This is a genomic window from Rhodococcus sp. PAMC28707 (assembly GCF_004795915.1).
Classification (GTDB): Bacteria; Actinomycetota; Actinomycetes; order Mycobacteriales; family Mycobacteriaceae; genus Rhodococcoides.
The window spans coordinates 2555402-2569283 of sequence record NZ_CP039253.1; the positions used below are offsets into that span (position 1 = coordinate 2555402).

The window sequence follows — 13882 nt, forward strand, 5'->3', positions numbered from 1 at the left end:
CAACAAGCGGTTAGGCCGGCTCGATGTCTTCCGGATCCACGAAGACCAGGCGTCCGTCGTCGAGTGCGACCGCATACCGACGAGCGAGAGCCCAGCCACGGTCGGAGACCGACGCCTGTTGGTCGCCGAAGTCTTCCTTGACTACGCCGGACTCTTTTGGCCACTGCTCGCGCGAGAGCTCGGCGTCGGAGCTGTAACGGACCTTCACATGTGCGCCGACAGCAACGGGCTGCTGGGTGTCCATGGACATCAACTCCTGATCTTCCACAAATATCCCCCCGCTATGTCGATTGTAGGTCTACCCAGCACCTTCGAAACCCAAACTGCCCATTCGGTCACAGACAATGCTCGTTTAGGTCCTGTCGCTTCAGTGGTAACACGTTCTAGTCTGTACACAGCCGAGGTGTATTCCTCGTGTCCTGCAGCGCCCTGACCGGTGCTGCCACCGAAATCAGTACGTGGAAGGAACTGCACGCTGTGACTACAGAGGCGTTCATTTACGAAGCCATCAGAACCCCGCGCGGTAAAGGAAAGAACGGCTCGCTGCATTCCGTCAAGCCGCTCTCGCTGGTTACCGGGCTGATCGACGAACTTCGTCGTCGATTCCCAGATCTGGACGAGAACCGCATCTCGGACCTGATCCTGGGCGTCGTGTCGCCGGTAGGCGATCAGGGTATGGACATTGCCCGCACCGCCGTTCTCGCCGCGAAGATGCCGGACACCGTGGGCGGACTTCAGCTCAACCGGTTCTGCGCTTCCGGTCTCGAAGCCATCAACCTCGCCGCACAGAAGGTGCGCTCCGGCTGGGATGAGCTCGTGATCGCAGGCGGCGTCGAATCGATGTCCCGTGTTCCGATGGGTAGCGACGGTGGCGCGTGGGCAATGGATCCGGCCACCAACTACGACACCTTCTTCGCCCCGCAGGGGATCGGCGCCGACCTGATCGCGACGATCGAGGGCTTCACTCGCGAAGACGTCGACGCATACGCAGTGCAGTCGCAGGAGCGCGCGGCAGCAGCATGGTCGGGTGGATACTTCGCCAAGTCGGTCGTGCCCGTCACCGATCAGAATGGTCTGCTCATCCTCGATCAGGACGAGCACATGCGTCCGGGCAGCACCGTCGAATCGCTCGGCAAACTCAACCCGGCCTTCGCCGGAGTCGGCGCCATGGGCGGATTCGACGACGTCGCGCTCCAGAAGTACCACTGGATCGACAAGATCAATCACGTGCACACCGGTGGTAACAGCTCCGGCATCGTCGACGGTGCAGCCCTCGTCCTCGTCGGCAGCGAGCAGGCGGGCAAAGACCTGAATCTGGTTCCGCGAGCGCGTGTCGTAGCAACCGCGACGAGCGGCGCCGACACCACCATCATGCTCACCGGACCGACACCGGCAGCGAAGAAGGCTCTTGCGGCGGCAGGCTTGACCGTCGACGACATCGATCTCTTCGAGTTGAACGAGGCGTTCGCCTCGGTCGTGCTGAGGTTCCAGAAGGACCTGAACATCCCGAACGAGAAGCTCAACGTCAACGGCGGAGCTATCGCTATGGGTCACCCGCTGGGCGCCACCGGAGCCATGATCACCGGAACCGTGCTCGACGAGCTCGAGCGTCGCGGCGGCCGTTACGCACTCATCACCCTGTGCATCGGCGGCGGCATGGGCGTTGCCACCATCATCGAGCGAGTCTGAGGCGAAGACATGACAAACACTGAAGCAAGCAAAGACAACATGATCAAGTGGGAGCAGGACTCCGACGGCATCGTCGTGCTCACGATGGACGACCCCAACCAGGGCGCCAACACGATGAACCAGCTGTACAAGGACTCGATGGCCACCACCATCGACCGTCTCGAAGCCGAGAAGGACTCGATCACGGGCGTCGTCATCACCTCCGCGAAGAAGACCTTCTTCGCCGGTGGCGACCTGAAGAACATGATGAAGATCGGACCCGACGACGCACAGCAGGTGTTCGACGAGTCCCAGAACCTCAAAGCGCAGCTGCGACGCATAGAGAAGCTCGGCAAGCCCGTCGTCGCGGCCATCAACGGTGCGGCGCTCGGCGGCGGATTCGAAATCGCACTCGCAACGCATCACCGTATTGCGGCAAATGTGTCCGGAGTTCAGCTCGGCCTCCCCGAGGTTTCCCTCGGCCTGCTCCCCGGTGGCGGTGGCGTCACGCGCATCACTCGCCTCCTCGGCATTCAGACCGGCTTCATGACGGTCCTCGCCCAGGGCACCCGATTCCGTCCCGACAAGGCGCTCGAGATCGGTCTCGTCCACGAACTCGTCGACACCATCGACGCGCTCGTCCCGGCCGCCAAGGTATGGATCAAGGCCAACCCCGAGGGCGGCGTCGCTCCCTGGGACGTCAAGGGCTACAAGATTCCTGGTGGGACACCGTCGAGTCCGGCGATGGCCGCTGTTCTGCCTGCCTTCCCCTCGAACCTGCGTAAGCAGCTCAAGGGCGCACCGATGCCCGCGCCGCGTGCAATCCTCGCCGCTGCAGTCGAAGGGGCCCAGGTCGACTTCGACAACGCGTCGACGATCGAGTCGCGGTACTTCACCGAGTTGGTCACCGGGCAGATCTCGAAGAACATGATTCAGGCGTTCTTCTTCGACATTCAGGCGATCAACGCAGGCAAGTCGCGTCCGGACGGCATCGAGAAGACGAAGTTCACCAAGGTCGCTGTCCTCGGTGCAGGCATGATGGGCGCCGGAATCGCCTACGTGTGCGCGAAGGCCGGCATCGACGTCGTGCTCAAGGATGTGGCCATCGAGTCCGCGCAGAAGGGCAAGGCGTACTCCGAGGCCATCGAGGCCAAGGCACTCTCGCGTGGGAAGACCACGCAGGAGAAGTCCGACGCACTGCTCGCTCGGATCCACCCGACCGCCGATGCCAAGGATGTCGAAGGCGCCGATCTCGTCATCGAGGCTGTTTTCGAGTCCGAGGAGCTCAAGCAGAAGGTGTTTCAGGAGATCGAGGACCTCGTCGATCCGACGGCGTTGCTCGGCTCGAACACCTCGACGCTGCCGATCACGAGCCTGGCGAAGGGAATCAAGCGTCAGGAAGACTTCATCGGGATCCACTTCTTCAGCCCCGTCGACAAGATGCCGCTCGTGGAGATCATTCGCGGTGAGAAGACGTCGGATGCTGCGCTGGCAAAGGCATTCGACCTGGTCCAGCTCATCAAGAAGACCCCGATCGTCGTCAACGACAGCCGTGGATTCTTCACCTCGCGCGTCATCGGCACCTTCATCAACGAGGCAATCGCGATGCTCGGCGAGGGTGTCGAGCCGGCATCCATCGAGCAGGCCGGTCTGCAAGCGGGCTACCCCGCAGCGCCGCTGCAGCTCTCGGATGAGCTGACGCTGACGCTGATGCAGAAGATCCGCAAGGAAACCGCGGACTCGGTGATCGCCGCAGGTGGAACTCCTGCCGAGGATCCGGCTGGTGCGGTCATCAACAAGATGGTCGACGAGTTCGAGCGTCCCAGCAAGCTCAAGGGTGCGGGCTTCTACGAGTACGCCGACGGCAAGCGCACCGGCCTGTGGCCCGGACTGCGTGATGCGTTCAAGTCGGGTACCTCGGAAGCTCCGTTCGAGGATCTCGTCGAGCGCATGCTCTTCATCGAGGCACTCGAGACGCAGAAGTGCTTCGACGAAGGCGTGCTGACCTCAACGGCCGACGCCAACATCGGATCCATCTTCGGCATCGGGTACCCAGCCTGGACCGGCGGCGTGCACCAGTACGTCGTCGGCTACAAGGGTGGTCAGGCGGGCTTCGTCGCGCGCGCCGACGAGCTTGCAGCGAAGTACGGCGAGCGGTTCACCGCGCCGGACTCGCTCCGGGCCTAGTAATACAAGCATGTGAGTGGGGATACGTTTTACACGACGTATCCCCACTCACATGTCGCGGTACGCGACCAAACGCTCGGCGCCGTCGGTGAATTGCTTGCGCATCAAAGTGCAGGCCGCATCGACGTCGCCGGCGTTCAAGGCATCGATCAGCTGCTCATGGTTTCGCACGGCCGCGCGGCCCCATTCGGGGTCCGACGCGTATAGACGGGTGGGGGTGTATCGGGTCGCGTTGTTGAGAAACCATGCCAACTTGTTCGCCTCGGCCAGTCTGTTGATCACTCGATGGAACTCGAACTCGCTGACTTCGACTTCCTCGGCCCGGCCGTTCGCCACGGCAGCGGCCAAAGATGCATTGAACTTTTTCAGCTCGGCGATCTCTGGTTTGCCAATTTTCGGTGCCGCGCGCCGAACCAACTCGACGGCAATCCGACCCTGCAGCCAAAAGATGTCCGCGATATCGGCCGGGGTCAGTGCCGAGACCACGTACCCGCGATGCGGTACGAGTTCGACCATTCCCTCGCCCCGAAGTGTCAGTAACGCCTCTCGAACCGGCGTGACACTGACTCCGAGTTCGGCTGCGGTCTCGTCCAATCGGATGTAGTCACCGGGGCGAACTTCTCCGGACATGACGAGGTGCCGCACATGATTGGCAACGTCCTCGGACAGCTGTGGCCGCCGACGCAGCGCTGTTGCTGCGGGAGTCGTGCGCGCTCTGCCTGCCATGACGATCAGCCAATCACAGTGTGTAGGTCTGCACTCAACTCCGGGGTCGGATCAAAGACTTCGTAAGGGGCTCGACCACGCGTGCAGCGACCGGTCCGAGTACCGCCATCAACAGCACGTACGCGGTCGCGAGAGCAGCCAGTTCGCCGTCGACGGCGCCGGCGGCAACAGCGAGCCCCGCGATGACGATCGAGAACTCTCCGCGCGCGACCAGAGCTGCGCCCGCGCGCAGCTGTCCAGGCCTGCCGATGCCTTGTCGGCCAGCGGCCCAGGCGCCCGTCATGACCTTGGTGACCGTTGTTGCCACGGCCAGGACGACGGCCCAGCCGAGGACAGGCGGAATGGTCGAGGGGTCCGTATTCAGGCCGAATACGACGAAGAACATGGCGGCGAAGAGATCACGTAACGGTTCGAGGATGCGGGTTGCGTTGTCTGCGGTCGAACCGGAGATGGCGATGCCGAGCAGAAAGGCGCCGACTGCGGCCGATACCTGCAACTCGGAGGCGATGCCGGCTACCACCAACGCTGATCCGAGGACCGTGAGCAGAACTACCTCGCGGTCGGGGCTGTCGACGACGGCAGAGACGAATCGTCCGTATCTGAGCGCGACCACAAGGACCACGGTGATGACGAGTAGCGAGATTCCGACCGCGCCGAAGCCGCCCAGAATGCCCACTCCGGCCAGGACTGTCGTCAGTATCGGCAGGTAGATCGCCATCGCGAGGTCCTCGAATACGAGGATCGAGAGCACTACGGGTGTTTCGCGGTTGCCGAGGCGGCCCAGATCGGTGAGAACTTTGGCGATGATCCCCGAGGATGAGATGTAGGTGACGCCGCCGAGAACGAGGGCGCCGACGCCACCCCAGCCGAGCATGAGCGCGACGACTGCTCCCGGCGCGAAGTTGAGGACGATATCGACGACACCAGCCATCCACGACCTGCGTAGACCGGTGACGAGCTCGTTGGCGGTGTACTCCAGCCCGAGCAGTAGGAGCAGAAGTATGACGCCGATCTCGCTGGCCAGTTCACTGAACTCGTCGATACCGTCGAGGGTGATGAAGCCGCCGTTGCCGAAGCACAGTCCGCCGAGGAGATAGAAGGGGATCGGGGAGACACCGATGCGGCCGGCGAGCCTGGCGAGGAGGCCGAGTGCGAAGAACACTGCCCCGAGTTCGGTCAGCGCGAGTGCGCTTTCGGCCATGGAAAGTCAGCCCTGTTTCTTCTTAGACATTGCCGAGCAGCTTGGTCGCTGCATCCAGTCCCTCTGCCGTGCCGACAGCAACGAGCAGATCGCCGGAGACGATCAGGAAATCAGGATTGGGTGACGGTTGGACTTGCCCGGCGCGCATGACCGCGACGATCGATACACCGGTCTTGGTGCGCATCGTGGTGTCGCCGAGAGTTCGGCCGTCGAATCGCGAGCCCTCTTTGATTCGGAGCTGTCGCGTGTGGATGCCGGGGAGTTCACGGTGCTCTTCCCCGAGCTGAGCAATGAGTTGCGGCGTGCCGAGCAAATTGCCCAGCGCCGCCGCTTCCTCATTGCTCAGTGTGATGGACGCCTGTGTCGCGTCGGGGTCATCCATGCGCGAAACGATCAGCTCGTTCACGCCGTCCTTGCGGGTGATGACACCGATGCGACGCCCAGATGCGAGGGCGAAGTCCTTCCGCACCCCGATCCCGGGCAGCAGGGTCACTTCGACATTCATAGGGGAATGTTAACCCCAGTCGGTATGACCCGTACCGCCTAGAGCCTCTCGGTCAGGACGCGACAGCGGCCAGCAGTGCTTCACGCTGGTTGGCGCCGAGTCCGCCGATACGGCGGGTGTCTGCGATGGAAAGCTGCTCGAGCAGCTGTGCGGCGCGCACCGAACCGACACCCGGAAGTGCCTTGATCAGTGCGGAGACCTTGGTCTTCTTGACGATCTCGTCGCCCTCGGCCTTTGCGAGAACGTCAGCAACGCTCAGCTCGCCGGACTTGACGGCGGCCAGCAGCTTCGACCTGGCGGTACGTGCCTCGGCCGCCTTGGCCAACGCCGCGGTGCGCTGTTCCGGAGTCAATACTGGTAAAGCCATGGCCTTATCTCCTCGATAGTGGTGACCCGTCGCTCAATGACATGGTCGGAACCCTCTTGCATCGTGCCTGGTGGCTCGGACAAACTTTTCGAACGACACGCGTGTCATTCGGAGTGAGCCACCGATCCTTCACCGCCAGGCTACGTGCTTTCGCTTTCGGGGTATGCCCCGACCAGCAGTTCGGCGGTTCCGGATCTCGGCAACTGTGTCACTTCGGTCCAGCTGGCGCCAGTGGCGAGCGGTGTCGGTAGCGCGTAAAGCCGTTCAGGCTCATCGTCCGGTCAGTTCACATCGGCGGGTGAGTACGAGCTTCGGAGAGCGACTTTGACGACCTTGCCGCTGGCGTTGCGGGGGAGAGCATCGACGACCACGAGCTCCTTCGGGTGTTTGTACCGTGCGAGGTGCTCGCCCAGCCACTCCGCAAGTTCATCCAGGGTCAGATCCGGGGCCCCTGCCGCGTCGGTCAGGGCAACTACGGCAACGGGAACCTCGCCCCAGGTCCCGTCGGTCCGCCCGATGACTGCAGCTTCGCGGATCCGCGGATGTGAGAACAGGACGTTCTCCACTTCGGCACAGTAGATGTTCTCGCCGCCGGAGATGATCATGTCCTTCTTGCGGTCGACGACGAAGACGAACCCTTCGTCGTCCTGACGGACCAGGTCCCCGGAGTGGAACCAACCACCGCCGAACGCGTCGGCCGTGGCGTCGGGGTTCTGCCAGTACTCACGCATGAGAGTAGGGCCCCGGTAGACGATCTCACCGATCTCCCCGCGAGCGACGTCTTTCATGTCGTCGTCGACCACACGGGCCGAAACAGTGGCGATGACGTGTCCGACGGAACCGAGCTTGCGCAGCGCATCCGCTCCGTCGAGAACGCAGGTGATGGGTGACATCTCGGTCTGGCCGAAGACCGCGACGTTGAGTGCCTCGGGGAACGTTGCCGACATGGCCTTCAGGATGGTGTCCGACGCCGGGGCAGCGCCCCAGGATATGACGCGAAGCTTCACTGCGCGTGGCGCTCGCGTTTGCTCGGCACATATCGCTTGCCACTGCACGGGTACGAGGAACAGTGTGGTGACTTCCTCGGATTCCAGGACGTCCAGCAGTGCTGCAGGATCGAATGCGCCGACTGGGTAGATGACTGTCGGAACCCCCAGCAGCAGACTCGGGGCCAGGCTGCCCAGGGCCGCGATGTGAAACATCGGTGATGCGCAGAAGCCGATTTCGCCCACGCCGTGCATCTGCAGTGCGCGAATGCACGTCAGCGCTTGCGCCTGCATGTTGGCGTGGGTCAGCACAGCACCTTTCGGTCGGCCGGTGGTGCCGGAGGTGTACATGATCAGTGCCGGTGCATCATCGGGGACGTCGACGGGTGCAGCGTGATCGGCGTCGACGAGCAGTCTCTCGTACTCCTCACCGACCGTGATCGTTCCTGTCACGGAATCCGATTGTGCTGCAACTGTTTCGGCAAGTCGAGCCAGTGGCTCGTCGGTCACGAGTAGCGTCGCACCGCTGTTGTCGGCCAGGAACGCGACCTCAGGGGCGGTCATCCTGAAGTTCACGGGTACTGCCAACGCACCGACCGCATTGATTGCCAGCACCGATTCGAGATATTCGGGGCGGTTGAGCATGAGGATCAGGACGCGGTCTCCGGCGCCGACACCTCGCCGACTCAGGACGTCGGCGAAGCTCGCGACCCGGTCGGAAAGCTCGTGCCAGGTGGTGGATTCGCCGAGGAATCGCAGCGCGAGCCCGTCCGGATTCATCAGGGCGTGGCGACGAACCTGGTTGTTCCAGTTGTTTCGAACCGAACGTTGCGGCTCCTGGCTGTGGTCGGATGAGTCCATTGCTGGTTCCTCTTTCGCGCGGTGCCGGCTGTCGGGGGTTCGAACCGCACACGGCGGCTACTGGCGATCTTCATCGGTCAGAGTGTCGCGGGTTGCTCCGCTCGCGGACCGACACTGCGTTCGGGTGTGTACGGGCACGTCGGTGGATCGGCGAGCGCACCGAGTTGGCTCGGACGGTAGCCGCGCGGGTAGCCGGGGTACGTCTTGTTCTTCGAATCGTCGGTGGTTCTCGAATGCCTACGCTTGGGCATGAATCGTTCCCCGCGCGCTTTGGCGCGCAAACTCGCTACCGCGATGCGACGCAGAGTCGGTGAGCCGGCCGGGAAGCCGAACGCGTGCGCCATCTTGTCGTCCATCAGCGCGTAGACACCTTGCCGTACCGCTGGGTGCAGTGCCGTCGGAAACCATGAGCAGAACAAGTCGAGGGTGTATTTTCCGACGCGATTGTTGTCCTCGGTGTACCGGAACGTGCGTTCTTCGTAGTCGAGTTTGAATCGTGCGAATTCGGTGTAGGACTCTGGAATGTTCTTGATACCCATTCGGATTCCGACTTCGCGGTAGAAGTAGAACGTGGCCAGGCGTTCCTTCGGGTGCAGCCGACGCCAGCCGTATCGGTCGATCCAGTCGATCGGCTCGTAGATGAATGTGGTCAGGACATAGAGCAAATCGTCGTTGTCGATGTCGTACTTGCCGTGCATTCGGTTGATCGTCCGCAGTGACTCGCGTCCTCTCTCGGAGTCGTAGCCGTGCTCGAGCATCTCCGCCATCAGAAGCGAGGTGTCGTCGTAGCGCTTCTGCGGTCGATTCTCGAATTCGCCTGTCTTCTCCAGTAGTTCGGAGATGGTCGGGACGCAGTACGTGCGGAACAGGGCGAATTCCAGAGCGCGTTGGTAGTCCCACGGAAACTCGCAGCCTGCAGTGATGAGATGGATCTCGTGGTTGTCCACTTTTGGATCGAGTTCCTCTATTCGCCGCAACCACCCGTACCGGCCGCGCTTGGCAGTGACACCCATGTCAGCCTCTCCCGTGTCGCAGTTTGAGCATCAGTTTCGAGATCTTCATGTCGCGTGCTTTGCGGTTCATCGTGAGCAGCTTCAGTGGTATCGCGAATTGCTGTACGGCCAGTGATTTGACGGTGCTGAACTCGCGGAGTCCGTCGGCGCCGTGGATGCGACCGAAGCCGGAATCGCCGGTACCACCGAACGGCAAGGCGGGAATGCCGGCGAATCCGAGGACGGAATTGACCGTCACGACGCCGCAATCGAGTCTTTCTGCTGCTCGTCGTCCGGACTCGGTGTCCTTGGTGAATACCGAGGCGCCGAGTCCGTACACCGATGCGTTGGCGCGTTCGATTCCCTCGTCGAGATCACGAACCTTGTTCACGACTACCGTCGGGCCGAAGGTCTCTTCCGTTATCGCAGTGGAATCTTCGGGAACGTCGGTGAGAATGACGGGGTCGATGTACGGGCCGTGCAGCGACTCGAGGCCACCGACGACAGCGCGCGCACCTTTGGCCAGGGCATCCTCGATCTGGCCTCGGACGATGTCGCTCTGCTTTCCCAGGGTCATCGGACCGTACGAGGAAGACCCGGCACCGCCAGGCTTCAACGCAGATACTGCCGCGGCAAGTTTGTCGACGAATGCTTCGTACACCGGAGCGGCGACATAGATTCGCTCGACACCCGCGCACGTCTGACCCGCATTTCCCATCGCGCCGAATGCTGCAAACTCAACGGCTGCATCGAGATCGGCGTCCGCGTCGACGAGCATCGCATCCTTGCCACCACACTCGGCGACGAGCGGGGTCAGCGACTGTGCGCACGTGGCCATGACCTTCTTGGCGGTGGCCGTGGACCCGGTGAAGGCGATCTTGTCGACTCCCGCAGTGCACAGTGCTGCGCCGGTCGATCCGTCACCGGTGACGGTCTGGAACACCAGTTGTGCCGGCGCGAGGGACTCCCACTTCTTCGCCAGCCACACACCGACACCCGGGGTGAGCTCGCTCGGTTTGAACACCACGGCGTTTCCTGCCGCAAGTGAATACGCGATGGAACCCATCGGGGTGTACAACGGGTAGTTCCACGGCCCGATGACGCCGACGACACCGAACGGCCGGTAGCCCACATAGGCCTTCTGATTGGCGCTGATCAGTCCCGAGGACACCTTGCGCTGCTTCAGCGTCTTCTCGGCATTCCGTGCAGCCCAATCGATGTGTTCGACGGCCATCATGACCTCGAGAATCGCATCCTCATCGGGCTTGCCGCTCTCGGCGGCAATCACCGCTGCAAGGCTCTGCGCATCCTTGGCGATCGCGTTCTTGAACTCGAGTAACCAATTCTTTCGTCCGGTGAAACCCTGAAGATCCCACCACCGAGAAGCCGCCCGAGCGCGGTCGACGGCGGCCCGGACTGTAGCGTCCTCGGAGATCGGATAGGTGGCCAGCACCTCGCCTGTCCTCGGATCGAGACTGTCGAACGTTGGAACTTGCATCTGCGTGACCTGGTCCGTCATGGGCCGAAATCCTCCCGCTCTCACAATCGCATCACATATATGTGATGCGATTTACTGTTGTCTGGCTCACACTATGCGGCGTGTGCGGTGCCGACAACCAGCCGAGTTGCGGGTGGTTCGAAGCTCGCGTGCTCCTCTTCGGCGAGCGGATGCGTCGCCAGTTCGTGCACGGGGCCGAGCGGTTGACAGGGCACCTCGAGGGCGGGACCTAACTCAGATGATGCGGCTGCGGATGGGACTTGTGGGCCTCGTCGGACCCCAGGTCGTCCTGGCGACCGTGGCCTTCGGTGTCGGAAGCCCCGGCAGGAACGAGCTTTATCACCACCGATTTCGATGTCGGACAGTTGCTTCCCACCGCCGTCGAGTCCAGCGGGACCAATGGATTGGTCTCCGGGTAGTACGCCGCGGCGCACCCCCGAGGGGTGTCGTATTCGACGATCCGGAAGTTCGGCGCACTCCGCTCGATATCGTCGTCGTCCCATTTTGTGACGAGGTCGACGTACTCGCCATCGCGGTAGCCGAGTGCGGCAATGTCCTCGCGGTGGACGAACACGACGCGTCGGCCGCCTTCGATTCCTCGGTAGCGATCGCTGAGGCCGTAGATCGTCGTGTTGAACTGATCGTGACTCCGGAGCGTCTGGAGCAGCAGGTGGCCGTCCGGGACCTGTAGAACGTCGATCGGCAACGCAGTGAATTCGCCGCGCCCGGAGTCGGTTTCGAAGGTCCGTGAGTCCCGCGGTGGATGTGGGAGAACGAACCCGCCTGGCCTGCGTACGTTGACCTCGTAGCCTTCGCAGCCCGGTACGACGCGAGAGATGTGCTTGCGGATGTTTCGGTAGTCCTCGCGCATACCCTTCCAGTCGATGCCGTGGCGGTCACCCAAGGTGGCCTCGGCGATTCCGGTGAGGATGGCCACCTCGGACCGGAGGTGCGCACTGGCAGGCTTCAACGGACCGCGCGAAGAATGCACCGAGCAGGTGGAGTCTTCGACGGAAATCCACTGTGGGCCCGAGGCTTGCACGTCCTGCTCGGTGCGGCCGAGTGTCGGGAGGATGAGTCTGGTCTCGCCGCCGACGAGGTGGGAACGGTTGATCTTCGTCGAGATGTGCACCGTCATGCGCATGCCCCGCATGGCCTCGAAGGTGACGTCGCTGTCCGGCGTCGCCTGAACGAAGTTGCCGCCGAGTCCGAGGAAGAAGTGGGCTTTACCGTCACGCATCGCGCGGATCGAGTCGACTGTGTCGAGACCGTTCTCGCGCGGTGGATCGAAACCGAACTCGGCCTCGATGGAGTCGAGGAAGTGCTGCGGGACTCGCTCCCAGATCCCCATGGTGCGATCGCCCTGCACGTTGGAGTGGCCGCGGACGGGCAGCAGGCCGGCACCGGCCTTGCCAATATTGCCCTGCGCCAGAGCCAGATTGGTGAGTTCCTTGATGGTGGCGACGGCGTTGCGATGTTGGGTCAAACCCATGGCCCAGCAGAAGACGGTGGCCTTCGAATTGCGAAGCATACGCGCCGCTTCGGTGATGACTTCCCTTGTCAATCCGGTGGATTCGGTCACGATGTCCCAATCGAGGGCGCGCACGTTCTCGCGCCACGCCCCGAACCCTGCAGTGTGGGCCTCGACGAACTCGTGGTCGAGTGCATCCCATTCGACGAGCAACGACCCGAACGCCTGGAACAGCGCCAGATCCCCGTTGACTCTGATCGGCAAGTGCATGTCCGAGAGGTCCGTACCGGGACCTACCATTCCACGGACGGTCTGCGGGTTCTTGAAGTTCACCAGACCCGCTTCGCGCAGTGGGTTGATAGAAAGGATCTTCGCGCCGTTCTGCTTCGCCTTCTCGAGCGCCGACAACATGCGGGGATGGTTGGTGCCTGGATTCTGGCCGGCGAGGATGATCAGTTCAGCGTCGTAGACGTCGTCGAGCGTCACGCTGGCCTTACCGATGCCGATGGTCTCCTGCAATGCGATCGAGGTGGACTCGTGGCACATGTTGGAACAGTCGGGCAGATTGTTGGTACCGAATGCCCGCGCGAAGAGCTGATAGGTGAAAGCTGATTCGTTCGATGCTCGACCCGAGGTGTAGAAAATCGCCTCATTGGGGTCGGGGAGTGATCGAAGTTCCTCGCCGATGAGCGCGAACGCGTCGTCCCACTCGATCGATTCGTAATGCCGGCTACCTGGCCGCTTCACCATCGGATGGGTGATTCGCCCCTGCTGCCCGAGCCAGTGTTCGGAGTGACCGTCCAGGTCGGCGATGGTGTGAGCCGCAAAGAACTCGGGGGTCGCACGCGTCGTCGTCGCTTCCTCGGCCACCGCCTTGGCGCCGTTTTCACAGAACTCGGCGAGGTGCCGATGGCCGGGGTCGGGATCCGGCCATGCGCAACTCATGCAGTCGAAGCCCTCGGCTTGGTTGAGGTCGAGAAGCGTCTTCGCCGTCCGAACCGGACCCATGTGGCCGAGCGCGCGCTTCATCGACACTGCGACGGCGGTCAGGCCCGCCGCATGAGTCTTCGGTGTGCCGATGTCGAGCTCGGTTTCGTGACGCTCCATGCTGGGTCCTTTCGGGTCGGGCGAAGCTGCTACTTGCCGAGCATCCTGGTGACCAAGTCCATGTAGGACTGTTTTGCCGAATCCTGGCTCGTTCCTTCGAGCTTCGCCCATGCGTCGAACTTGGCGCGATTGATCATGTCCAGTCTTCCGGGACGCTTACCCTCGGCGTCGCCTTTCGAACCTTGCTTGAACAACGAATACAGGCTGAGGAGGTCGTCGTTGCTGGGCTTGGAGGTCAGCGTCTTCACGTCGATCTGGGCTTGCTGAAACGACTGCTCGAGATCGGACACTTTTCGGCTCCCTTGTTTTCGCG

The 13882-nt window shown here is 62.5% G+C and carries 12 protein-coding genes; 2 read left to right on the forward strand and 10 right to left on the reverse strand.

The annotated features are described in order from the left end of the window. Nucleotides 1-10: 10 nt before the first annotated feature. Nucleotides 11-244, reverse strand: coding sequence for a hypothetical protein (locus E5720_RS11565; RefSeq protein WP_247595927.1), 234 nt, complete (start codon nt 242-244; stop codon nt 11-13). A 233-nt stretch (nt 245-477) separates the two neighbouring features. On the opposite strand from E5720_RS11565, the gene E5720_RS11570 reads away from it, so the two are divergent. Then, complete coding sequence (locus E5720_RS11570) at nt 478-1689, forward strand: acetyl-CoA C-acetyltransferase (RefSeq protein ID WP_136172626.1); 1212 nt, start codon at nt 478-480, stop codon at nt 1687-1689. A gap of 9 nt (nt 1690-1698) precedes the next feature. After that, nucleotides 1699-3855, forward strand: coding sequence for a 3-hydroxyacyl-CoA dehydrogenase NAD-binding domain-containing protein (locus E5720_RS11575; RefSeq protein WP_136170775.1), 2157 nt, complete (start codon nt 1699-1701; stop codon nt 3853-3855). Between the two features lie 48 nt (nt 3856-3903). Here E5720_RS11575 and E5720_RS11580 read toward each other — a convergent pair whose 3' ends face one another. The 9 genes from E5720_RS11580 to E5720_RS11620 all read right to left on the reverse strand — a co-directional run bounded on the left by E5720_RS11580 (nt 3904) and on the right by E5720_RS11620 (nt 13859). Next, nucleotides 3904-4581, reverse strand: a complete 678-nt coding sequence (locus tag E5720_RS11580; RefSeq protein ID WP_210729854.1) for a GntR family transcriptional regulator — start codon at nt 4579-4581, stop codon at nt 3904-3906. A 34-nt stretch (nt 4582-4615) separates the two neighbouring features. Continuing rightward, the gene (locus E5720_RS11585) at nt 4616-5782 is read right to left on the reverse strand and encodes a cation:proton antiporter (protein WP_136170776.1); all 1167 of its coding nucleotides are present in this window, start codon (nt 5780-5782) and stop codon (nt 4616-4618) included. 22 nt (nt 5783-5804) lie between these two features. After that, nucleotides 5805-6287 (reverse strand): TrkA C-terminal domain-containing protein, encoded by a 483-nt coding sequence (locus tag E5720_RS11590; protein WP_088942957.1) that lies wholly within the window; start codon nt 6285-6287, stop codon nt 5805-5807. Nucleotides 6288-6339: 52 nt separating this feature from the next. Further along, nucleotides 6340-6654, reverse strand: coding sequence for an integration host factor, actinobacterial type (gene mihF, locus E5720_RS11595; RefSeq protein WP_084345684.1), 315 nt, complete (start codon nt 6652-6654; stop codon nt 6340-6342). A 281-nt stretch (nt 6655-6935) separates the two neighbouring features. Further along, nucleotides 6936-8501 (reverse strand): fatty-acid--CoA ligase FadD5, encoded by a 1566-nt coding sequence (gene fadD5 / locus E5720_RS11600; protein WP_136170777.1) that lies wholly within the window; start codon nt 8499-8501, stop codon nt 6936-6938. Between the two features lie 77 nt (nt 8502-8578). Next, the gene (locus E5720_RS11605; protein WP_136170778.1) at nt 8579-9514 is read right to left on the reverse strand and encodes an oxygenase MpaB family protein; all 936 of its coding nucleotides are present in this window, start codon (nt 9512-9514) and stop codon (nt 8579-8581) included. 1 nt (nt 9515) lies between these two features. After that, the gene (locus E5720_RS11610; protein ID WP_136170779.1) at nt 9516-11012 is read right to left on the reverse strand and encodes an aldehyde dehydrogenase family protein; all 1497 of its coding nucleotides are present in this window, start codon (nt 11010-11012) and stop codon (nt 9516-9518) included. A gap of 208 nt (nt 11013-11220) precedes the next feature. Further along, nucleotides 11221-13569 (reverse strand): FdhF/YdeP family oxidoreductase, encoded by a 2349-nt coding sequence (locus tag E5720_RS11615; RefSeq protein ID WP_136170780.1) that lies wholly within the window; start codon nt 13567-13569, stop codon nt 11221-11223. A gap of 29 nt (nt 13570-13598) precedes the next feature. Beyond that, entirely contained in the window at nt 13599-13859 is a 261-nt protein-coding gene (locus E5720_RS11620; protein WP_136170781.1) for an acyl-CoA-binding protein, read from the reverse strand. Nucleotides 13860-13882: the final 23 nt, after the last annotated feature.